The sequence below is a fragment of the Stenotrophomonas koreensis genome, from assembly GCF_001431525.1.
Taxonomy (GTDB): domain Bacteria; phylum Pseudomonadota; class Gammaproteobacteria; order Xanthomonadales; family Xanthomonadaceae; genus Stenotrophomonas; species Stenotrophomonas koreensis.
The window spans coordinates 160148-181553 of sequence record NZ_LDJH01000002.1 but is presented as its reverse complement, the minus strand read 5'-3'; the positions used below and the strand labels follow the sequence as shown (position 1 = coordinate 181553).

General features: G+C 66.3%; 16 protein-coding genes. 7 read left to right on the top strand and 9 right to left on the bottom strand.

Going from position 1 to position 21406, the window contains the following annotated elements; genetic code table 11:
• Nucleotides 1-122: 122 nt before the first annotated feature.
• Nucleotides 123-2225, top strand: a complete 2103-nt coding sequence (locus ABB25_RS01130) for a glycosyltransferase (RefSeq protein ID WP_057662491.1) — start codon at nucleotides 123-125, stop codon at nucleotides 2223-2225.
• Nucleotides 2226-2241: 16 nt separating this feature from the next.
• Here ABB25_RS01130 and ABB25_RS01125 read toward each other — a convergent pair whose 3' ends face one another.
• Complete coding sequence (locus ABB25_RS01125; RefSeq protein WP_057662488.1) at nucleotides 2242-4401, bottom strand: bifunctional (p)ppGpp synthetase/guanosine-3',5'-bis(diphosphate) 3'-pyrophosphohydrolase; 2160 nt, start codon at nucleotides 4399-4401, stop codon at nucleotides 2242-2244.
• Between the two features lie 62 nt (nucleotides 4402-4463).
• On the opposite strand from ABB25_RS01125, the gene ABB25_RS01120 reads away from it, so the two are divergent.
• Nucleotides 4464-4976 carry a hypothetical protein gene (locus ABB25_RS01120; protein ID WP_057662486.1) on the top strand — a complete coding sequence of 171 codons (513 nt, stop codon included), beginning with the start codon at nucleotides 4464-4466 and terminating at the stop codon, nucleotides 4974-4976.
• Between the two features lie 85 nt (nucleotides 4977-5061).
• Nucleotides 5062-5487 carry a DUF4124 domain-containing protein gene (locus tag ABB25_RS14130; RefSeq protein WP_211259271.1) on the top strand — a complete coding sequence of 142 codons (426 nt, stop codon included), beginning with the start codon at nucleotides 5062-5064 and terminating at the stop codon, nucleotides 5485-5487.
• A gap of 14 nt (nucleotides 5488-5501) precedes the next feature.
• On the opposite strand, the gene hrpA is transcribed toward ABB25_RS14130, so the two are convergent.
• Nucleotides 5502-9593: an ATP-dependent RNA helicase HrpA gene (hrpA, locus tag ABB25_RS01110; RefSeq protein ID WP_057662479.1), complete on the bottom strand. Its 4092-nt coding sequence runs from the start codon at nucleotides 9591-9593 to the stop codon at nucleotides 5502-5504.
• An 84-nt stretch (nucleotides 9594-9677) separates the two neighbouring features.
• On the opposite strand from hrpA, the gene ABB25_RS01105 reads away from it, so the two are divergent.
• Nucleotides 9678-10283, top strand: coding sequence for a Dps family protein (locus ABB25_RS01105; RefSeq protein WP_057662476.1), 606 nt, complete (start codon nucleotides 9678-9680; stop codon nucleotides 10281-10283).
• Nucleotides 10284-10405: 122 nt separating this feature from the next.
• Nucleotides 10406-12205, top strand: a complete 1800-nt coding sequence (gene recQ, locus ABB25_RS01100) for a DNA helicase RecQ (protein ID WP_057662472.1) — start codon at nucleotides 10406-10408, stop codon at nucleotides 12203-12205.
• 32 nt (nucleotides 12206-12237) lie between these two features.
• Here the strand turns inward: recQ and ABB25_RS01095 are convergent, their stop codons facing one another.
• The 5 genes from ABB25_RS01095 to ABB25_RS01075 form a co-directional block, all read right to left on the bottom strand.
• Nucleotides 12238-12825, bottom strand: a complete 588-nt coding sequence (locus tag ABB25_RS01095; RefSeq protein ID WP_057662466.1) for an ECF-type sigma factor — start codon at nucleotides 12823-12825, stop codon at nucleotides 12238-12240.
• Nucleotides 12826-13577: 752 nt separating this feature from the next.
• On the bottom strand, nucleotides 13578-14291 hold the full coding sequence (locus ABB25_RS01090; RefSeq protein ID WP_057662463.1) for a LamG-like jellyroll fold domain-containing protein: 714 nt from the start codon (nucleotides 14289-14291) through the stop codon (nucleotides 13578-13580).
• On the bottom strand, nucleotides 14291-14971 hold the full coding sequence (locus ABB25_RS01085) for a hypothetical protein (RefSeq protein WP_057662460.1): 681 nt from the start codon (nucleotides 14969-14971) through the stop codon (nucleotides 14291-14293). Before ABB25_RS01085 ends, ABB25_RS01090 begins: the two co-directional genes overlap by 1 nt.
• Nucleotides 14971-15459: a hypothetical protein gene (locus ABB25_RS01080; protein WP_152980889.1), complete on the bottom strand. Its 489-nt coding sequence runs from the start codon at nucleotides 15457-15459 to the stop codon at nucleotides 14971-14973. The genes ABB25_RS01085 and ABB25_RS01080 overlap by 1 nt, the downstream gene beginning before the upstream one ends.
• Nucleotides 15456-16253: a hypothetical protein gene (locus tag ABB25_RS01075; RefSeq protein ID WP_057662456.1), complete on the bottom strand. Its 798-nt coding sequence runs from the start codon at nucleotides 16251-16253 to the stop codon at nucleotides 15456-15458. The genes ABB25_RS01080 and ABB25_RS01075 overlap by 4 nt, the downstream gene beginning before the upstream one ends.
• 795 nt (nucleotides 16254-17048) lie before the next feature.
• Between ABB25_RS01075 and ABB25_RS01070 the strand changes: the two genes are divergently transcribed.
• Both ABB25_RS01070 and ABB25_RS01065 read left to right on the top strand, forming a co-directional pair.
• On the top strand, nucleotides 17049-17450 hold the full coding sequence (locus ABB25_RS01070) for a Rap1a/Tai family immunity protein (protein WP_152980887.1): 402 nt from the start codon (nucleotides 17049-17051) through the stop codon (nucleotides 17448-17450).
• 2 nt (nucleotides 17451-17452) lie between these two features.
• Nucleotides 17453-17695 carry a hypothetical protein gene (locus ABB25_RS01065; RefSeq protein ID WP_057662450.1) on the top strand — a complete coding sequence of 81 codons (243 nt, stop codon included), beginning with the start codon at nucleotides 17453-17455 and terminating at the stop codon, nucleotides 17693-17695.
• Here ABB25_RS01065 and ABB25_RS01060 read toward each other — a convergent pair.
• Both ABB25_RS01060 and ABB25_RS01055 read right to left on the bottom strand, forming a co-directional pair.
• Nucleotides 17692-19881 carry a hypothetical protein gene (locus tag ABB25_RS01060; RefSeq protein ID WP_057662445.1) on the bottom strand — a complete coding sequence of 730 codons (2190 nt, stop codon included), beginning with the start codon at nucleotides 19879-19881 and terminating at the stop codon, nucleotides 17692-17694. The two genes, ABB25_RS01065 and ABB25_RS01060, sit on opposite strands and share 4 nt — an antisense overlap.
• On the bottom strand, nucleotides 19881-21392 hold the full coding sequence (locus ABB25_RS01055) for a hypothetical protein (protein ID WP_057662443.1): 1512 nt from the start codon (nucleotides 21390-21392) through the stop codon (nucleotides 19881-19883). The genes ABB25_RS01060 and ABB25_RS01055 overlap by 1 nt, the downstream gene beginning before the upstream one ends.
• Nucleotides 21393-21406 lie beyond the last annotated feature (14 nt).

Genomic DNA, 21406 nt, shown 5'->3' with positions numbered 1-21406 from the left:
GTGCTTGGGTTACGTGGGGACACGAGAATGCGAGAATGGGCTGTTCCGGGCGAGTCTAGCGCAGGTAGCACACCTGCCTAGCGTTTGTGACCACCCTGTACAGCTACTGGAGTCAAATATTGATGCCCACCTCATTGGCCGATGCCCGTTATTGGCTTCGCCGTCTACTCGGCTTGGCGCACCGGGCCGTTGCCAGCCTGCGCACCCGCGGTTGGCGCGCCACCCTGTCGCGGGTCCTGGTGCATGCGCTCCCTCCGTCCAGAACCGCTCGGCCCGAGCTCTTCCTGCCGGCAGCATCCCCATTCTCGGCGTTCAGCCTGGCCACCAGCACACAGCCAGTGGTCAGCATTGTCATTCCGGTTTACAACCATGCCGCCCATACGCTGGCGTGTTTGCGGGCGCTGGCCGCCCATCCGCCTGCTACCCGCTGCGAAGTCATCGTCATTGATGACGGCAGCAGCGATGAAACCGCCCTTTGGTTACCGCAGATCCATGGCCTACGCTATGAGGTGCGCGACCGCAACGGCGGTTTCATCCATGCCTGCAATGACGGCGTCAGCCGCAGTAAGGGCGACTATGTGGTGTTGCTCAACAACGACACCATTCCTCAACCTGGCTGGCTGGATGCCCTGCTGGAAACGCTGCAGAACACCCCAGACGCAGGGCTGGTCGGCAGCCAGCTGTTGTACCCGGACGGTCGCCTGCAGGAGTCAGGTGCGGTGCTGTTCAGTGATGGCAGCGCATGGAGCTACGGCCGTTTCGAATCACCTGGCGATCCGCGCTACAGTGCGCTGCGCGACAGCCATTACTGCTCGGGAGCGGCGGTCATGCTCACGCGCCAGCTCTGGAATGCGCTTGGCGGCCTGGATACGCGTTACTGCCCGGCCTATTACGAGGATGCCGACCTGGCCATGCGCGTACGCGAGCGGGGCCTTCGCGTGCTGGTACAACCCGCCAGCCAGGTGGTGCATGACGAGGGCACCAGCCACGGCACCGATGTGCGCAGTGGGCTGAAGGCCCATCAGCTGCGCAACCAGCAGACGTTCGCCAAACGCTGGGCCACGCAGCTGGCACATCATCCGGCACCCGGCAGCGTGCCATCACCGGCCCTGCTGCACCACCAACAGCGGCAGGTGTTGATCATCGATGAAACCCTGCCACAGCCTGATCGGGATTCTGCCTCGCTGCGCCAGACCTACCTGATCCAGCTGCTGCGCGAGCACGGCGCGCATGTGGTGATTGTGGCCACCTCCACTGCGGCCGGGGATGTCGGTGCTGCGCGTCTGCGCAGGGACGGCGTCGAAACCTGGCCGGCGGCCACACTGGGCGGCCTGAGCCGCTGGCTGGGCGAACACGGCCCACGTTTCTGCACGGTGATGCTGGTCCGGCACCACCTGGCCCAGGCCAGCCTGCCTCTGGTGGGCAAATACGCCCCGCAGGCACGGGTGGTCTTCGATACCGTCGACCTGCATTACCTGCGTGAGGCCCGCGGGGCCGAGGTGGCCGGTGATCCGGCGCTGCGCGCCGAAGCGGCACGTACCCGCAAGCGGGAGCTGGAGGTGATGACGCAGGCCGATATCACGGTCTTGGTCAGTGCTGCCGAACAAGCGCAGCTGCAACAGGATGCGCCGCAGGTCAAAACCGCGCTGATTTCCAACCTGCACAAAACCCACGATCACTGCCCTGGTTTTGATCAGCGCTGCGACCTGGTGTTCGTCGGTGGCTTCGGCCACCCGCCCAATGTCGATGGCGTCGGCTGGCTGCTGCGTGAGGTGTTCCCGCTGATCCACGCGGCATTGCCACAGGTGGTGCTGCACATCATCGGCCAGCACCCCCCACAGGAGCTGCAGGCACTGGCCAGCAGCCTGCCCGGGGTACGCCTGCATGGCTACGTGGCCGACATCGACCCGTACATGGATGGCTGCCGCATTGGCCTGGCTCCCCTGCGCTTCGGCGCCGGGGTCAAGGGCAAGGTCAACCTGAGCATGGCCCACGGCCAACCCGTGGTGGCTACCGGCTGTGCTGCCGAAGGCATGCATCTGCGTGATGGCCATGACGTGCTCATTGCCGACGCAGCCACCGACTTTGCCGATGCAGTGGTTCGCCTTTACAGTGATCCTGTGTTGTGGCAACGGCTAGCCATGGCGGGACTGGACAACATCCAGCGTCATTTCTCGCTCGAGGCCGCACGCAGCACGGTGGCCGAGGTGTTCCTGCCGGCCTGAGCCGACAACAACATTCTCACCCCACCCGCCGCACCTCATCCACCCCGGGCAGGGCGTCGATCTTGCCCAGCAGGTTGGAGAGCTGGCCGTAATCGGCCACCTTCAGGCGCAGGCGCAGCACCGCGCGGCCGGAGTCGCGCACGTTGTCCGAGTTGATCGCCAGCACATAGGCATCGGCCTGGGCGATCAGGTTGGTGATGTCCTTGAGCAGCCAGCGCCGGTCCACCGCCAGCACCTGGATGTCGGCCTCGTAGCCGCCGCCGGCACGCCCCCACTCCACCGGCATCACCCGCTCCGGATGCAGTGCCGACAGCCGCGCAAACGCACTGCAGTCGGCACGGTGCACGGTGACCCCGCGACTGAGGGTCAGGTAGCCGGCAATCGGCTCGCCAGCCACCGGCCGGCAGCAGCGGCCCAGCTGCACCAGCAGGTTGCCGACCCCGTCAATGGTGAAGCCACGGGTATCGGCCGGGACCGGCCTGGCCGTCACCCGCGGCACATTGGCAGCAACCGGCTCCACTGGCTTGTCGGCCTCCAGCAGGGCGCGACTGACCGCATTCGGGCCGATATCGCCCAGCGCCAGCTGGATCAGCAGCTCATCCACGTTCTCGGCGCGGAAACGGGCCAGCACCTTGCCCAGGTCGGCCGACATCAGCCCCAGCCGGCGCAGTTCCTTGTCCAGCAGCTCGCGCCCGGCCTCGATGTTGCGGGCGCGGTCCAGCTTGTGGAACCAGCCGCGCACCTTCTCGCGCGAACGGTTGCTGGCCAGGTAGCCGGCAGTGGGCAGCAGCCAGTCACGCCGTGGGTCCGGCTCCTTGCCGGTCATGATCTCGACCCGGTCGCCGCTGCGCAGGTGGTAGGTCAGCGGCACGATGCGGCCGTTGACCTTGGCCCCGCGGCAGCGGTGCCCGACCATGGTGTGCACGTGATAGGCAAAATCCAGCGGCGTGGCCCCGGCCGGCAGGTCCATCACCTCGCCCTTGGGGCTGAGCGCATACACCCGGTCCTCGAGCAGCTCGGCATCCAGCGCGCCGGCCAGCTCGTCACCACTGCCCTCGCCGGCCTGCTCCAGCAGCTGGCGCATCCAGGTGATCTTGCGTTCGAACGCACTCTCCCCGCCCTTGCCGCCTTCCTTGTACTTCCAGTGCGCGGCCACGCCGAGCTCGGCCTGGGCATGCATCTGGTGGGTGCGGATCTGCACCTCGATGGTGCGCCCTTCCGGGCCGATCACCGCGGTGTGCAGCGAACGGTAGTCATTGGCCTTGGGCCGGGCGATGTAGTCATCGAACTCGCTGGGCACCGGCACCCACAGCGCATGCACCACGCCCAGCGCCGCATAGCAGCTGGCCACGTCATCAACCATCACCCGCACCGCACGCAGGTCATAGAGCTGGTCAAAGGACAGGCGCTTTTTCTGCATCTTGCGCCAGATGCTGTAGATGTGTTTCGGCCGGCCGCTGACCGTGGCCTTGATCCCGTGCTCGGCCAGGCCGGCACTGAGCTGGCGGCGCACATCCTCGACATAGTGCTCGCGCGCCAGCCGGGTCTCGTCGACCTGGCGGGCGATGTGGTGGTAGGTCTGCGGCTCCAGGAAACGGAAGGCCATGTCCTCCAGTTCCCATTTCAGCTGCCAGATGCCCAGCCGGTTGGCCAGCGGGCCGTGGATGTCACGGGTGAGCTGGGCCAGTGCACGGCGCTCGGCCTCGCTGTGCAGCGGCGCGGCGTGCAGCAGGGCCAGCTGGCGTGCCAGCAGGATCGGCACCACGCGCAGGTCGCGGATGATGGCCAGCAGCAGCCGGCGCAGGCCCTCGCCATTGCGTCCGGCCTCGCGCCCGGCATGCAGCGCCCAGACCTGGTCGGCGGCATCCTGGCTGTCCAGCAGCCCGTCCACCACCGCCAGCATCGGCGCCGGCAGCCCCAGTTCGGCCCGGCGTGCACGCAGGCCGGGCAAATCGGCAAGCAACGCCGCCAGCACCACCGGTTCTTCGGCGTTCAGGCGCGCCAAGGCATCGCCCATTTGCGCCAGCGCGCTCCAGTCCATCCGCATCGTGGCCGGTGCGGCGTCCGTACCCGGCTCCCACAGCGCCAGCAACTGCCGACGCAGTGGCTCACCCAATACACGAAATGCCGGACGCTGCAGCAGCGCCTCCAGCCCTGTTGGCAAAATCTCGTTCACAGCCCTGTACCTGCCATCGATGCCCCTACACTAGGGGCAACTGACACAGGGAACAATGTCCGATGAAGGCTTTACCCCGCCTGTTTTGTTTTTCACTGCTCGCGCTGGCGCTGTACCCCGGCCATGCGCTGGCACAGCGCAGCAACGAAGCTGACCTGCAGCAGCAGATGAGCCCGGAACAGTTCCGCGCCGCCGGCCTGGACAAGCTCAGCCCGGCCGAACTGGCCGCGCTCAATGCCTGGCTGCAGGGCCGGGTCAGCCAAGCCACCGAACAGGTGCGCGAGCAGGCAATGGAAGCCGGGCGCCAGGAAGTGATTGTGCGCAACCGCGGCTTTCTCAGCTTTGGCTCGGATGAGCCAATCGTGGCGGTACTGCCGGGACAGTTCAGTGGCTTTGCCAAGAGGCGCCAGTACCACCTGGACAATGGCCAGGTCTGGGAACAGACCGACGATGCGCAGCTCAACGGTGCCCGCGGCAATGATCGCCACGTCCGCATCACCCCGGGGCTGATGGGGGTGTGGCACCTGCAGGTCGATGGGTACAACACCCGCGCAAAGGTGCGCCGGGTCAAATAATCATCCTGTGCTGCGCCTGCGTGATTGTCTGATCGCGCAGCGCGTGGCAGTGTGCGCCCACTCTGGACAGGTTCGGCCGTCAATGATGCGAATTGCTCTTCTGGTTGTACTCAGCCTTCCCGTTTTTGCCCAGGCACAGGTCTACAAGTGCAGTGGCAAATCCGGCGAAACGGTGTACTCACAGTCACCATGCGCTGGCGACGCGCGCCCGCATGTGCTGCGTAGCGGGCAGCTGGCAGGCAGCAATCTGCAGCTTGACCGTCAATGCCTGCAACAGGCGCAGGCAAGCATCTATGCCGCCTCCAATGACCGCGTCGCCGGCTGGCAGCAGCAGATCGAACTGCTGGGCAGCACAGCCAACAACCGCCCGCGCATCATCCAGCTGCAGCAGCAGATCCGCGACGAGAACGCCAGCGCCAAGCGCCAGGTCGACCAGGCGCGCAGTGACTGCCTGCGCGAGCCTGCCCCCGAGCAGCCGGCACCGCCGTCAACCGGCCAGGCCGATACCTGAGCAACGCTGCCGCCTCAACGCTGCAGCGCCGCTACCCGCTGGGCCAGCTTCTTGGCCGATACGCTGCCGCGCACGCCCAGTTCCTGGGCGAAGGTCTGCACCCGCAGCTCCTCCAGTTCCCAGCGCAGCGCCTGCCACTGTGGATCGGCGCCGCGCCCGGCCGCTGCGGCCTGCGCCAGGGCATCGGCAAACGGGGTCAACTCCAGCATGCGCGCCTGGTCCTTGACCGGATCGCGCTTGGCGCGCTCGGCCCGTAGCAGCATCGCCTTGAGGTAACGCGGAAACTGGGCCAGCGCATCGGCCGGGGTATCGCGCAGGAAACCGGGATGGATCAACCCGGCCAGCTGGCTGCGCAGGTCATCCAGGTTGCCCTTGGCCCAACCCATCAGCGGCGCCTCCAGCTGCGGCTTGATCTTGCCGGCCAGCTCCAGGATCGTCTCGGCCAGCTGCAGCCGGGCCATCGCCTCGCCAAACAGGGCCTTGCCGGCCTGGGCCTTGCGCGCCTGGAAGCTTTCCGGATCACGGATCTGTTCCAGGCCCTCGGCCAGCACCGCATTCAGGGCGGCATCGACCAGGTCGCCACGCAACCGCTCCTGGGTTTCGATGGCCGCATACAGCAGCCCGGTCTTGGGGCTGACCGGCAGCTGCTTGCGCGCCTGCTTGATCTTGTCGGCCAGGCCGATTTCCAGCAGCCGACGCACGCCGCGCGGATGTTCGCCAGCGGCCTGCTGGCGGTCGGCAAAAATGCGTACCGCGGCCGAATCCAGCGTGTCGACCAGGGCCGGGAACGCCGGTACCCCGGCCTCACCGGGCACCTGCACAGGAATCGGTCCTGGCGGAAAATCCAGCAGGCCCTCGACCACCAGCGCACGTCCGGCGCGTACCGCAAAGGCCTGCCCGGCCTGCTCGCCGAAACGTGCACGCAGGCCATCCAGATCGCGCCCCTGTGCCAATACCCTGCCCTGCTCATCGCGCAGCCGCAGGTTCATACGCAGGTGGGCATCGATGCTGTCCGGCTCGAAATCCGTCGCCGCCAGCGTGGCACCGGTGGTTCTGGACAGGAAACGTGCCAGCTCGCCGCCGATGTCATCGGCACTGGGCTGCGGGAAGGCCTCGAAGAAGGCGCGGGCAAAATCCGGTGCCGGCACATAATTGCGACGCATCGCCTTGGGCAGGGAGCGGATCAGTGCGGCGGCTTTTTCGGCCACAAAGCCCGGCGCCAGCCACGACAGCCGCGCCGCATCCAGTGCACCGAGCAGGTGCAGGGGCACCTCCAGGGTCACCCCATCATCCTCGGTGCCCGGCTCGAAACGGTAATGCAGCGGCAGGCGGGCATCGCCCAGCGGCAGGTATTTCGGGTACAGGTCGGCCTGGCTGCCCTCACCGGGCAACAGGTCGGTCAGCGACCAGTGCAGGCCACGGCGCTTGTCCGCCTCCAGCCCCTTGAACCAGGTATCAAGCTGGGCAGCGGAATGGATCTGCCCCGGCACCCGGTCCAGGTACCAGCGTGCCTGCCAGTCCTCGTCAGCGACGATGCCGGCGCGACGCAGCTTGGCCTCCTCCTCCTGTGCCCGTTCCAGCGTCTTCAGGTTGTCGGCGACAAAGCCGGCACGGGTGGTGATCTCACCCGGTACCAGCGCCTGACGGACAAAAATATCGTGCGCACCGACCGGGTCGATCGGCCCGTAGTTCACCGGCTTCTTCGGTGCCAGCACCAGGCCGAACAGGCTGATCTGCTCGCTGGCCACCACCTGGCCACGCGAACGCGACCAGTGCGGGTCGAAATGCTTGCGCGCCAGCAGGTGCGGCACCTCGGCAATCACCCAGTCCGGCTCGATCGCCGCATTGCTCAGGCCCCAGACCTTCTGGGTGTCGAGCAAGGTGGCGGTGAGCACCCACGGCGGCGGTCGCTTGGCCAGCGCCGAGCCGGGGAACAGCTGGAAGCGGCGCTGGCGCGGCGCCTGGTAATCGCCCTTCTCGGTGCGGTGGCCCACCTGGGTCGGCAGGCCGGCAATCAGTGCCCGGTGCAGGGCCTGGTAGGCCGCGGCAATGACCTTGTCCGGTACCGCCTCACGGGCCGGCACCGGGGCCGCAGCAGCCACCTTGGCCTGTGCCGGAGCCGGCGCGGCCTTGCCCTCGCGGGCCAGACGGTTGGCACGATGCTGCTCGCCACGCCGCGCCTTGATCGAGGCCTGCGCGTCATTGGCCGGGTTGACCGGTTTGGCGGGCACGGCCAGCAGCGCGGTTTCGGCGCCCTTGCCGGCATCGGCATCCCAGCCCAGCTCGGCGCAGAGCAGGCGCAGCTGGCGGTGCAGCTCGCGCCATTCGCGCATGCGCAGGAAGGACAGGAAATTCCGGCCACACCAGTCGCGCAGCTTGCCCTGGGTCAGGTCCTCGTGGGCCTGGCGGTAGGCGTCCCACAGACGCAGGATGCCGACGAACTCCGAACGCCCGTCGGCAAACTGGGCATGGGCGTTGTCGGCGGCTTCGCGGGCCTCGGGCGGGCGCTCGCGCGGGTCCTGGATACCGAGGAAGGCGGCAATGGCGATCATCGGCGCCAGGCAGTCGTGCGTGTGCGCGGCCACCAGCATCCGTGCCAGCTTCACGTCCACCGGCAGCCGCGCCATCTGCTTGCCGATCGGGGTGAGCCGGCGCTGCTCGTCCACCGCGCCCAGCTCCACCAGCTGCTGCCAGCCATCGGCAATGGCGCGCTCGTCCGGTGCTTCCAGGAACGGGAAATCCTCGATCCGGCCCAGCCCCAGCTGCAGCATGCGCAGGATCACCCCGGCCATCGAGGAACGACGGATTTCCGGATCGGTGAACTCGGGCCGGGCCTGGAAGTCGGCCTCGGCGTACAGGCGCACGCACACACCCTCGGCGACGCGGCCGCAACGGCCCTTGCGCTGGTTGGCGCTGGCCTGGGAGATGTCCTCGATGTGCAGGCGGTCCAGCTTCTGCCGTGGGCTGTAGCGCTTGATCCGCGCCTGGCCCGGGTCGATCACATAGCGGATGCCCGGCACGGTGAGCGAGGTCTCGGCCACGTTGGTGGCCAGCACGATGCGCCGCCCGCCCTTGGGATTGAACACCCGGTCCTGGTCGGCCACCGACAGCCGCGCATACAGCGGCAGCACCTCGGTGCCCCGGTACTTGCGCTTTTCCAGCAGCTGATGGGTATCGCGGATCTCGCGCTCACCGGGCAGGAACACCAGGATGTCGCCGCGCGGCTCGTGGCTGGTGATCTCATCCACCGCCGCCACGATGCCTTCGCCCACGGTGCGCTCGCCGGTGTTCTCGCCCTGCCCTTCCAGCGGGCGGTAACGCACTTCCACCGGGAAGGTGCGCCCTTCCACGCTGACCACCGGCGCATCGCCGAAGTGGGCTGAAAAACGGCCGGTATCGATCGTGGCCGAGGTCACGATCAGCTTCAGGTCCGGGCGTTTGTGCAGCAGGGTCTTCAGGTAGCCGAGCAAAAAATCGATGTTGAGGCTGCGCTCGTGCGCCTCGTCGACGATGATGGTGTCGTAACGGCTGAGCCAGCGGTCAGAGGCGATCTCGGCCAGCAGGATGCCGTCGGTCATGAACTTGATGCGCGAGGCATCGGAGACCTTGTCGGTGAAGCGCACCTGGTAGCCGACCACGCTGCCCAGCTCGCTGTTCAACTCCTGCGCCACCCGCGTGGCCACCGCACGGGCGGCAATGCGGCGCGGCTGGGTGCAGCCGATCATGCCGGCATTGCCGCGCCCGGCCGCCAGGCACAGCTTGGGCAGCTGGGTGGTCTTGCCCGAACCGGTCTCACCGGCAATCACCACGACCTGATGGTTGCGGATCAGCTCGATGATGGCCTCGCCCTCACGGGCGATCGGCAGGGCTGGGTCCAGGCTGATGGCCGGGGAGCAGGCAGCACGCGCCGCCTGCTGAACCTGGGAGTCGGCCAGGGCCTGCTCGAAGGCGGCTTGGGCCTGGGCCACGCCCTGCCCCTTGCCCAGCGCAGCCTGCCAGCGCGACCATAGCCCGAGCAAGCGCCCACGATCACGGCTCATCGCCGTGTCGATGGCCGCCCGCCGCGCACCCGGGTGCGTCCTCATTGGTTTATCACTAGCATTCATTGATCAACAACGCTGACAGCTTTCATGACACGTTCGCGTCCGGAACGCCTATTGTGAACGCATCCACCTGACCAGGAGGGCCTCATGGCCAAGAGCAAGCCGCAAAAGACTGAAAAGAAAGCCGACAAGCCTGCCGAAAAGCTGGAAAAAGACAACACCGGCAAGAAGCCGGCAGCGGCAGCAGCCAAGCCGGGCAGCACGCCGGCGCCGGAAGCGGCGCAAGTCAACATCGGCATCACCCGCGGTGACCGCCAGAAGATTGCCGATGGTCTGGCGCACTTCCTCGCCGATTCCTACACCCTGTACCTGAAGACCCACAACTACCACTGGAACGTTACCGGCTCGATGTTCAATTCGCTGCATGCGATGTTCATGGACCAGTACACCGAACAGTGGAATGCGCTGGATGGAATCGCCGAGCGCATCCGTGCACTGGGCTTCAAGGCACCGGGTTCGTACCGCGAGTTCGTCGCCCTGGCGTCGATCGAAGAAACCCCGCTCCAGGACGCCAGCGATTGGCGGACGATGGTCGCCGACCTGGTTGCCGGCAACGAGGCGGTCTGCCGCACCGCACGCCGGGTGCTGGACATTGCCGATGACGCCGACGATGCCCCGTCCGAGGACCTGCTGACCCAGCGCCTGCAGATCCATGAAAAATATGCCTGGATGCTGCGCTCGCTGCTGCAGTAAGCCCCCGACGCCGGCACACGGCCACGCCCGCCACCACGCGGGCGTGGCCGCCAAGGCGGGCTGACTGCCCTGCGCCGCCTGATTACCGCCCGCAGTCAGCAGGCAACGGGTATTCTTGCCCGATGCAAGATCCCTGTTTGAGCGTTTTACGCGACGTCTTTGGCCATGCCAGCTTCCGCGGCCAGCAAGGCGAGATCGTCAACCACCTGGCCGATGGCCACGACGCACTGGTGTTGATGCCGACCGGCGGCGGCAAGTCGCTGTGTTACCAGGTGCCGGCGCTGGTGCGCGAGGGCACCGGCATCATCATCTCGCCGCTGATTGCGCTGATGCAGGACCAGGTCGAGGCGCTGCGCCAGCTCGGCGTACGCGCCGAGTACCTCAACTCCACGCTGGAGGCTGGCGATGCCGCGCGCATCGAACAGGCACTGCTGGCCGGCGAGCTGGACATGCTGTACGTGGCCCCGGAGCGCCTGCTTACCGGCCGCTTTCTGTCGCTGCTGCAACGCAGCCGGATCAGCCTGTTTGCCATTGACGAGGCCCACTGCGTCTCGCAATGGGGGCATGACTTCCGCCCGGAATACCGCCAGCTCACCGTGCTGCACGAGCGCTGGCCCGATGTGCCGCGCATCGCGCTGACCGCCACCGCCGATCCGCCGACCCAGCGCGAGATTGCCGAGCGCCTGCAACTGGAACAGGCGCGCTGGTTCGTCTCCTCCTTCGACCGCCCCAACATCCGCTACAACGTGGTGCTCAAGGACAATGCCCGGGCCCAGCTGCAGGATTTCCTGCGCGGGCATCACGGCCAGGCCGGCATCGTCTACTGCCTGTCACGGCGCAAGGTCGAGGAAACGGCCGCGTTCCTGGCCGAGAAGGGCTTCAAGGCCCTGCCCTACCACGCCGGGCTGCCGGCCGAGGTGCGGGCGGCCAACCAGCGCCGGTTCCTGCACGAGGACGGCATCGTGATGTGCGCCACCATCGCCTTCGGCATGGGCATCGACAAGCCGGACGTGCGCTTCGTTGCCCATATCGACCTGCCCAAGTCGATGGAAGGCTACTACCAGGAAACCGGCCGCGCCGGCCGTGATGGCGAGCCTTCCGAAGCCTGGCTGTGCTACGGCCTGGGCGATGTGGTGCTGCTCAAGCAGATGATCGAGCAGGGCGAAGCGCCGGAAGAACGCAAGCAGCTCGAACGCGCCAAACTGGACCACCTGCTGGGCTACTGCGAGTCGATGCAGTGTCGACGCCAGGTGCTGCTGGCCGGCTTTGGCGAGAACTACCCGCAACCTTGCGGCAACTGCGACAACTGCCTCAGCCCACCGGTCAGCTGGGATGCCACCGTGGCCGCACAGAAGGCGCTGTCCTGCGTCTATCGTTCCGGGCAGCGCTATGGCGCGGGCCATCTGATCGACATCCTGCGCGGCAAGGCCACCGAAAAGGTCAGTGCTGCCGGGCATGACCGGCTGTCCACCTTCGGCATCGGCAGCGATCTGGATGAGCGCAGCTGGCGCAGTGTTTTCCGCCAGCTCACTGCCGCCAGCCTGCTTGCCGTGGAGCCGGCCAACCATGGTGGCCTGCAGCTGACGCCGGCCAGCCGGGCGGTGCTCAGCGGACAGCAACCGGTGCTGATGCGCCGTGACAGTGAGGCCCGCCCGCTGCGCACGCGCCAGGAGCAGCGCACCGGGTTGTCGGTACTGCCGGCGGACCTGCCGCTGTTCAATGCCCTGCGCGGCCTGCGCCGTGAGCTGGCACAGGAACAAGGGGTGCCGGCGTATGTGATCCTGCATGACTCGACCCTGCGCAGCATTGCCGAACAACGCCCCACCAGCGTTGCCGAACTGGGCCGGGTTGGTGGCATCGGCGGCAGCAAGCTCAGCCGTTATGGCCAGCGCATCATCGAACTGATCCTCGAACAGGGCTGAATCGCCGCCCGGGCGCGTCAGCCCCGGCAGGCTCAGGCCATGAATTCGTTCAACCAGGCACGGCCAAAACGCAGGTCACGGTCCACCGTCGGCACGGAAACATCCAGCAGCACGGCGATCTCCTGCCGGTTCATGCCGGCAAAATAGCTCAGCTCCAGCACGCTGGCCACACGCCTGTCCACGGCTGCCAGCCGGTCCAGCCCCTGGTGCAGGGTCAACACCTCGGCCAGCGCATCATCAACCGGCGTTTGGTCGGCAACCAGGGCCAGGGTGACCTGCTCGGGGTGTTCCGAGCCGCGCTTGCGGGTCGAACGCGCGCGCAGGTAATCAACCAGTACCGAGCGCATTTTCAACATGGCCACCGCAACAAAATGGCCACGATCGCGGTAATCCGGGCTGCTGGCGATCAAACGCAACAACGATTCATTGACCAGCACCACCGGCTGCATCGTGCCCCCGCCGTGGCGTCCGTAACGGCTGCGGGCCAGGGCCAACAGTTCGGCATACATCGCCTCCACCGCCTGATCCCGGGCCTGCAGATCCCCTTGCTGCCAGGCATGCAAGAGCTGGGTGACCAACGGCGGGGACTCCACTGCACCCATGGCTGCCTCCTCGTCCATCACCCCCTCCCTGTTGAACCATGCTGCGTTGATGACGCGCAGGCAAGGCTAACCCACAGCGATCAAGGCTGTACAACCGCGATGGCACAAGCCGGCAATACAGCTGCCAAAGCAAGGGCAGCTGCGCGTTGCAGACGATGGCAGGCGCTGGCCAAACCCGGACAGCTTGCGCGATGACTGGGCCAGGGCCGGTGCGCGGGCTGACAGGGCATGGTCAGCACCGGGGAGCAGCGACGTGTGCGCCGGCAACCTGGCCAGGCCCAGTGCGATAAAGCGCGCAGGATATCCGCCAGGCGCAGATGCAGCCGGGGCAAGCATCGGTGACGATGACCGAGCACTCCGTGCGGAACAGCCGGAGCAAGCAAGTTAGCCGTCCGCATTGAAATTGCGGAGAGGATTGGTTTTGCGGAGCAAACAAAAAGGCTCCGGATTGCTCCGAAGCCTTGATGCGTATGGTGGGCCGTGATGGATTCGAACCATCGACCAAAAGATTAAAAGTCAGGCGCTTTTAGTTTGATTTTCAGCGCCTTATGCCTTTTGTGATTTACGGAGGAACTTCCGCAAGTGGTTGATTCTGCTGGCGCAAAGATTTGAGTTTTACGGAGCAAATGCAACCCAGGCGGTAACGCTCACGCCCCGTATCCGGGTTGCTGACTGCGGCAGTCGCGCTGGGTTTGACCTGGGCCGAAGGCCGGTGAGCGCAGGAGCATCTTGCCCCCATGCGGCGTCTCGGCACATCAGATACTGCGCATCTACGATGTAGGGAATGGCGCTGCCGGCGGGGTGAAGTTTGCTGTGTGCCGCGCAGCTTTTGTCACCCGCAGTGCGCGGATGTAGCCGTTGAGGTCGTACACATAGCCAGAGAAAGTGTGGAAAGCACAGCCGATCAGGAAAGCGCTGGAGAATGATCCGGTGAAGCTGCCGAGCGACTGGGTAGCCCCGAGCTGCACGCCATCAACGAAACAGCGGGTAGAATTGCCGCTGCGCGATATTTCGATGTGGTGTTCTGCAGTCGTATCCAGCGGAGCGGCACCAAAGCGCATCGTCCCCCCCGCGCTTCCGAACTGCACAGTGTGCAGTCCGAGGTACGCCGAGTTGAGGATTACCCACCAGCTGCCGGAGCCGTTGTTGTCATCAAGGTTTCCGCACACTGCGTAGGTCGATGTGCCGTTGGTCTTGACAATGAAGTCAACAGTAAAATCTCCGCTGCCGATGCGTAGTGGAACAGGAAGGGATCCGGATGCCTCTCGGATATAGTCGTCAGAGCCATCAAACTCGGCGACATTGAACCCTCGCGACGTATCCACGCGAACGTTCCCCGCCGCGGACCAGGTGCACAAACCTTTTTCGTCCGGGAACGCGGTGCTCCCGTTCGCGCCGGGCATGTTCAACAGGGCAACCACATCAGCCCAATACGGGTCTCCGCCACCGGCGGCATTTCCCGCCATCATCACCCGCCGCAGCATCAGACCACCTCCTGCATTGCGTAGACCCACGTCGTGCCGGCGTCGAATGTCTTGGCCGACAGAACAGTCTTGGCACCTGCGGCTGCGGCAATCGCGGTGTCACTGCCGCCCAGCGGCCGGAATGACGCCGGAAGGGTGAGCGTTCGCGCGCCGGTTGCGTCCTGAGTGATCTGGCACTCGAACTCGGTCACGCGCCCGGACGCGGCGAGGTTCGAAACGGCCAGCGTGGCGTTTGCGGTCATGGCGATGGTGAAGTTTCGCACCCGGCCGCCGTTGCAGTTGAGCGTGACGGTGCCGGCGCTGATCGCTGGTGCGCTGATGGTGTCGAAGTACAGGTCGGCGACGGTCAGGCCGCCGTCCTTGAGCAGCTTGCCGGTGGCTCCGTCGAACACGGCCAGGCGGTCAGAAACTGCGCCGGCCGGGCCGGTTACGTCGCCGCCGGCTGCCAGCTGCTCCCAGGCTGAGTTCTTGCGCCCGTAGGTATTGCCGTCGCTCGGCGCGTCAGGGATGCCTCCGCCAGACCCGCGCGACTGCCACGCCCCAAGCACCCACAGGGAAAGGTCGTCGGTGTCGCTGGCGTGGTAAATGCCGAGCGCGCCAGGCGTCAGGTTGAGGCTGGCCGGCCGGTCTGCAGCAATGCCGCAACCGAGGTATTCGACAATGTTTCCGCTGTATGCCATCACTCCACCCGTGCGTAAATGAGCTGGTTGCCGCCGTACATCAGCAATGGCGGCGTTTCTCCGTTGACCATCGGCAGCACTCCGCCACCGCCGCTTTGCACCTCGGCCCAGCCGCCATCCTTGCGCGCGTATTGCTTGCCGTCCTGCGGCGCTTCTGCCGAACTGGTGCCGGTCACGCGGCCGTAGCCGTCGCGCAGGATCTTGAGCAGCTCGCCGCCGCCGGCGTCCTCCAGCTCGCGCAGGTCCAGGCGCACGAGGCCATCGGAGAGCAGGCCGAGTGACCGGATGGCGCCGATGCCCTGCACGTCACCGGCCACTGCCGGCGTGCGCTCGATCTCCGCCACCTGCTGCTGCAGCTTTTCGATGGCCTTGACGATGCCGGCCATGTCGCCACTGCCGGCCAGCCCGCGCAGGTAGTCCAGCCACTCCCGCGTGGGCACACCGCCAGGCCCGACCATCGGCGCGGTTGGCCTCGGCATCAGGCTCATGCAGCCACCTTGCCGATCGCCACCCATGCCACCGGCACCGGGCTGGCAATGGCGCGGCCGTCGCCGCCGTCGTCGGTGCAGTTGGCATTGATGGTGCAGCCGCTGGAGGCCATGCCGGGGGTGTAGCCGGTGACGGACAGGGTGACACCGGCACCGAAGCTGCCGACCGACACGATGCCGGCGGCCGGGCCGACGTAGAACAGCTCAGTGAACGGCTTCTCGAACGTGATGCCCACGCTGCTGATGTAGTTGGAGCTGGCCGGGATGGTGGCATTGCCGGTCTGGATTGCGAAGCCGCCCAGGACCAGCGTTTTTGCGCCCACATCCCAATCAGGCTCCGGCGGCACAAACGGCGGCGGTTTCGGCGCCCATGCCGGGATGCCGCTGACCACTTCGAGCTGGTGGCCCTCGGCCCCGGTCGGGTCCGGAAGCTCCAGCACCGGCGCCCAAGCAAGATTGCTGCCGTCATTGGTCAGGAACTGGCCGGTGATCAGCGTCGGGATGGCCTGGCCGGCACCGCTGCCGCTGTCCACGTCGCGGGTCCAGACGGTCTGGCCGGCGGCGTCCTTGAGCACCACGGTATAGCCGCCGTCCAGCCAGACGTTGTTGTTCACCCGGCCGGAGCTGTCCAGCGGCACCGGGTTGGGGTTGGGCACCTGCTGCTCGGCATCGGCCCAGGTCAGGCGCGGCGTGGTGGTGCCGCGATCAAAGAACGCAAGGCTGCCACCGGCGCACGGCTCGATGCCCAGCAGGTCGTGCAGCACCGGGGCGGGGTTGTAAAACCTGTAACTCATTCGGGGCTCCAGAAATGACAAAGCCCGCAGATGCGGGCCGTTGGTGGCGTCGGGTTGTGCGATGTCAGCCGGTGAAGGCCCGGACGAGGTAACCAATGCCGAACAGGGCGGCGACACCCACGAGCGAATAGAAGCGCGGCGCGCTGAGCTTGTTGGCCATTGAATGAATCTCCCGAATCAACTTGCTATGATCTGTCAATCGTCTCTCCTTGGTGCTACAAGGGGTTGATGAAGAAAGCCCCGGATCGCCTGCCAGCGCCGGGGCTTTTGCCTTTTCTTGTATACGTGTACCGAAACCCTGGTCTGCGCATCCCGCAGCCTGTCGCCGGTTTCTGCCCTATCCTCGGCCTGCCCATTGACGGGCGATACCAAGGGGAAAGGAAATGGCAGCAAAATGGATCCGCGTACTGGTGGGGACCAGTGACAGCGGCACTATTTACACGCAAGATGCAGTGCAGAACGGAGACGAGATTTGGCTTGTGCCCAGCTGGATGCCAACGCCAGACGACACAGTGCTGATGCCAGCTGTCGCCATTCGCGTGGACTCACTGGGTGTGCAGTGGCTGTCGAATGACCCGTCTGGGGCTGAGGCACTTCTAGAGTCGCCAATTCCCACAGCCGTCCTGCAGGGTGACATGGCAGCTGCAGCAGCTTTCGGGCTGTACGCTGTTGAGGGGCCTGTTCCAGCCCTCGTAGTTGAGCGCCCTTCCATTCAGTAGTCACGGCAGTTCCTGTAAAAAGAAGGCCCCGGAAATCGGGGCCTTTGGGGAAACGGATATCAATGAGAGGTGTGGAATGACCAAGCCCAAGTACGACCTCAGCAAGCCGGCGGCCATACTTTTGGCTGCCATCATGCTTTTCGTGGGCGCGGTGTCTGTTGCGACAGCATCAGAGATTGATGAGTTCAGCAACCCTACTGCCGGCGCCCTTGCCCGCGCCTGCCTGCCTGTACGGCTTTCTGGCGCCGGCGCACGGCTTAGCGCAAACCAAGAGCTGGCCGCTGCCATGTGCTTTGGCTATGCGCTTGCCGATGGTGAGCTGCACAGGGATCCGCCTTACTGCACCCCGCCGTCTGTTGATCTCGGCCAGCGAATACTGGTGTTCTTGAAGTGGGCTGATGAAACACCGGAAATGCACCATGTAGACAGGGCGCTCGCCTTCCGTCACGCCCTCACCCTTGCCTTCCCCTGCAGCTGACCATGGCCGACTACGAATCCCTCGCCCACCTCTCCCGCTGGCGCCGGCTGGTGATCTGGCTGTTTGAGGACAAGGTGGGGTACACGATCACCAGCCTAATCGCCGCCATCATCCTGATGGTGCCGATCGGCCTCTTCGGCTGGTGGGGATTCGCGCTTGTAGCTGCCGGCTTGCTTGGCTTCGTAGCTGGATACAGGCTGGCCAGATCCTATGCGAAATCTGGCCAGCTCCCGCCGGAACTTTAATCCCCTACTCGCTCCTGTAGGGCTGCTTCGGTTGCAGCCGGCAGCGCAGGGTTTGCGCCGTTATACGGCACCATCTGCCCGTTGACGGCCCTGCCTGCCCGGATCGAGTCGCGCACGCCACCAACCGCCTGCACCGTCTCGCCAACGAACGGCAGGCTGCCGCCGATGCGCTGGAACAGCATGCGCTGCAGGCGCTCGGCCGTGCCGCTGGTGCGCGCAAAGTCGCCCTTGGCCACCATCGGCTCAAGCGCATTGGCCAGCCGGCGGATCTCTGCCCACTCGGCATCGGTGTACAGCGCCTTGGCCACGCTGGCGTTGTTGTACTCGGTGGCCCGAATGTTGCGCACGATCTGGCCAGGCGTCAGGGTCTCGCCGTTGTTGCCGCGCGTGAGCCGGGCGAAGTGAGCCGCGCGCAGGCCGCCCATCACGGCCGGGTCATCGTTGGCCGCAGTGCGCAGCCTGGCGATGAAGCGTGCGCCGGCCGACTTGCTGACCTGCGATGCGCCCAGCGCGATGTTCATCAGCTCTTCCGGCGTGCGGCTGCCGTCGAGCATGCCAGTGATGAACCTGTCCGCATCCTTTCCGCCCTCGAACCGGCGGCCGAACTCGGCACGCAATGCGCGGGCCTGCTTGAGCTGGGCCAGTGCGGCCGGGGCGCCGGTCACCAGGGCAGTGTCGATGGCCTCATCCATCCAGCCGTCGAACTCGCGGCGAATGGCCATCAGTGCGGCCCGGTCTGCCGGATTGGATGCGCCACCAACGGCATTGCCGATGATGCGCCGCTGTGTTTCCAGCGCCCGCAGGGTCACGCCGCGCACGTTCTGATTGCCGAGGATGCTGCCGGTGGCCAGCCGCACCTGCTCCAGCGCGCGGTAGGCGCCAGGTGTGGTTGCTGGGTTGATGTCGAAATCGCGTACTGCACCCTGCAGCCGGGCCGGCACTGCGCTCACGGTGTCGCGGCTGACGGCCACGGTGTCGGCTCCGCGCACGTTGGCATAGGCGTCGTCCACCTGCGCTTTCAGCTCATCGGCTTGCTGCCGCAGCCGGCCTGCGCTGCCCTGTACCAGCTCGCCGGGGCTGGCCATGGGCTGCCCGCCAAGCCGGCCGCCGATGCCGTCCACCGCTTCGGACAGGCGTGCCAGGTTGTTGCGCTGCAAACCATCGAACACTGCAGCGCCGCCGGGCGACTGCCGCAGCACTTCCTCCCGGCTGAGCTGGGCGTGCTTCTGCGCGGCATCGGTAAGGCGCTGGCCCTGCGTGTACTGGAAGCCGAACTCGGCATTGCCCAGCGCGGTGCGCGGGTCGGCGCCGAGCCGGATCTGCTCGGCCTGCTGGGCCATCTGTGCCAGCATGGTCGGCGGCGGCTGCTGGATGCCCGCATCAGCCAGGGTGGCCAGTGCCGACTGCCGGTTCTGGCCAGAGCGCGCGCGCGCCAGCTGGCCCAGCTTGCTGCCGGCAGCCGACAAGCCGGTGCCGGCAACCTCGCCCAGCCCGCCGCCGGCCGCGCTGATTGCCGCCCGGCCAATGTCCACGTCGCCACCGCTCACCGCCGCATTCATGGCGGCATCCTGCGCACCAGCGACGCCGCCCTGCAGCACCGCGCGTCCGCCGAGGCCAACATTGCGCGCCTGGGCAATCCTGCCGGCCCATGATGCAGGGACGAAGGCTGCGGCAATGTTGCCGGCCACATTACCGATGTCCGCCGAATCCAGCCCTTCGTCGTTGACCCGGTATTCCTTGCCGTCCTGGCTGATCACGCCATAGCCGCCGTCGCTTGTGCGCACAACCCGGCCGCCCAGCTTCTCGGCCGCATACTCGGCCACGCCCTTCTGGCTGCCGAACATATCCTTGGCCGCAGCGATGAGCTTCTGCCCGCCGCTCAGTGCGATATCGGAGTCGGCCCGGAACAGCGACTTTGCCTCATCCCCCACCCGCACCGGCAACGGCGCACGCATGCTGCCTTGCGCCGCCTCGCTCTCCGGCGTGCCGCCCACAATGTCGATTTCGAGGACGCCGGTGCCGCCCATCTCGCCATTGCCGGAAACCTGCTCATCCTGCGGGCCGGCGATGATCTCGTCCTGCTCCCAGGGCACGGTGCTCCAGCTGGTGAAACCCTTCTGCGGGGCCTGGCCGGCCATCGCCGGCGGCGGCGCCACAACCTCGTCGGCATCCCACGGGTTCTGCATCACTTCTTCCTCCGGGTGGAACCATCCGGGGCGGTGTAGAGGGCGCCGGCCGGCAGTGCGTTGTATTCGGCCGGGCTGTTGACCATGACGGGGCGTTGCTGCCCAGCCTGAGCTGCTGGCCCGGCCGGTGCAGGATCTTGGCCTACGGGCGGCAGACCTGCCCCCGCTGCTGCCCTCATTGCCCGCTCGGTAGTTTTCCTGTTGCGCATCTTCTGCGCGATGACCTCTGGGGTGTCTCCGGGGATTGGGAAGTAATTCTTCCGCTCCTGGTCCATCTCATCCACGCCAATCGCAGCGCCGGACTCCTTGCGCAGGTTTGCACGCAGCCAGTTGTCCTGGGCCTGTCTGTAGCGCTGACCCTCCGGGCTGGCCAGTGGGTTCAGAAACTCACCGCCGGCGGTGTAGTAATCGCGCCGGTTGGTCGGGTCATAACCAGACTGCTCAAGCTGCTGCATCTCGGCATTGGCCGCGATCATGCGCTGGTAGAAGCCGCTTGCATTGCGCTCGCCTTCGCTGATCTTCCCCGGCGGGATGTAGGTGGTCGTGCCATCGCCGTTGTCGATGACCTGCCCGCCTGCTGCAGTAGCGCTTGGCCTGGAAACCACCTGCACCTGACCTGTGGGGCTGCGCTGCGCAACAGTGCCCTCGGGGAGCCCGAGTGCAGCGACCTCGCCGGCAGACAGGGTTGCGTACTGTTCCTGCTGCTTTGGGGGGTTGTACCCGATACGGCCGGGGCGCGCGCCCTGCTGCGGAGGCGCATCGCGATCCGGCAAGGCAACCTCGGTAAGCGTGCCGCCACTTGCGACATCCGCCAGTGCAGCCTGTTGAGCCCACGCGGGCATGCCAGGGTCGAACTGGAACTGCGTCCCATCAGGTGCCCTGCCGCTGCTCAGGATTGTCGGTGAGCCGTCTTCATAGGTACGACCTGAGCCGCCTACCTGCGGCAGATCGCCCAGCTGCCGCGTGCGCGGGTCCCACACCATCTTCATCGTTCCGCCCATGCCGTCCGGGACATCAACAAGGGTCCCGCTGGCCGGGGCAAACGGGACCTCGGCAATCACGTTGCCCGATGCATCGAAACGCTTGGAGCCAGGGCCGAGCGTGAACTGCTCACTGTCGCCGCCTCCAGCTGCCCGCACCAGCCCCTGCGCCGTTTCCATGATCAGCCCGCTGGTTTCGGCGTTGTACTCGGGCGGCAGGTCGCTCAGGCCGTACCGCGACAGGCCCGGAACCATGCGGGCGTACTGCCCGGCGCGGAACTGCTCGGGGGTGTTGACCAGGATGCGCGCGGCGTTGATGAGCCCCTTCTGGCGGCGCTCGTCGGTCATGCCAAGCGCCTTTTCCTGCTCGGCAGCCATCGTCGGGTTCACCTGCTGCATCTGCGCAAGCAGAGATTCGCGCTGCTCAGGCTCTGCGCCATAGGCCTGCCCGGCCAGCCGGTTGATCTGCGTGGTGTCGCGCTGCGCCTTGAGCTGCTGGCCGAACTGCAGCCCGCCAGTCAGCGAGTTCATGAAGTTTTGCTGGA

Excerpts from the sequence above, each read along its gene's own strand:
- ABB25_RS01130 (WP_057662491.1), top strand. The coding sequence starts at position 123 with ATGCCCACCTCATTGGCCGATGCCCGTTATTGGCTTCGCCGTCTACTC.
- ABB25_RS01120 (WP_057662486.1), top strand. The coding sequence starts at position 4,464 with ATGAAGGCTTTACCCCGCCTGTTTTGTTTTTCACTGCTCGCGCTGGCG.
- ABB25_RS14130 (WP_211259271.1), top strand. The coding sequence starts at position 5,062 with ATGCGAATTGCTCTTCTGGTTGTACTCAGCCTTCCCGTTTTTGCCCAG.
- hrpA (WP_057662479.1), bottom strand. The coding sequence starts at position 9,593 with ATGAATGCTAGTGATAAACCAATGAGGACGCACCCGGGTGCGCGGCGG.
- ABB25_RS01105 (WP_057662476.1), top strand. The coding sequence starts at position 9,678 with ATGGCCAAGAGCAAGCCGCAAAAGACTGAAAAGAAAGCCGACAAGCCT.
- recQ (WP_057662472.1), top strand. The coding sequence starts at position 10,406 with ATGCAAGATCCCTGTTTGAGCGTTTTACGCGACGTCTTTGGCCATGCC.
- ABB25_RS01095 (WP_057662466.1), bottom strand. The coding sequence starts at position 12,825 with ATGGACGAGGAGGCAGCCATGGGTGCAGTGGAGTCCCCGCCGTTGGTC.
- ABB25_RS01090 (WP_057662463.1), bottom strand. The coding sequence starts at position 14,291 with ATGCTGCGGCGGGTGATGATGGCGGGAAATGCCGCCGGTGGCGGAGAC.
- ABB25_RS01085 (WP_057662460.1), bottom strand. The coding sequence starts at position 14,971 with ATGGCATACAGCGGAAACATTGTCGAATACCTCGGTTGCGGCATTGCT.
- ABB25_RS01080 (WP_152980889.1), bottom strand. The coding sequence starts at position 15,459 with ATGAGCCTGATGCCGAGGCCAACCGCGCCGATGGTCGGGCCTGGCGGT.
- ABB25_RS01075 (WP_057662456.1), bottom strand. The coding sequence starts at position 16,253 with ATGAGTTACAGGTTTTACAACCCCGCCCCGGTGCTGCACGACCTGCTG.
- ABB25_RS01070 (WP_152980887.1), top strand. The coding sequence starts at position 17,049 with ATGACCAAGCCCAAGTACGACCTCAGCAAGCCGGCGGCCATACTTTTG.
- ABB25_RS01065 (WP_057662450.1), top strand. The coding sequence starts at position 17,453 with ATGGCCGACTACGAATCCCTCGCCCACCTCTCCCGCTGGCGCCGGCTG.
- ABB25_RS01060 (WP_057662445.1), bottom strand. The coding sequence starts at position 19,881 with ATGCAGAACCCGTGGGATGCCGACGAGGTTGTGGCGCCGCCGCCGGCG.
- ABB25_RS01055 (WP_057662443.1), bottom strand. The coding sequence starts at position 21,392 with ATGAACTCGCTGACTGGCGGGCTGCAGTTCGGCCAGCAGCTCAAGGCG.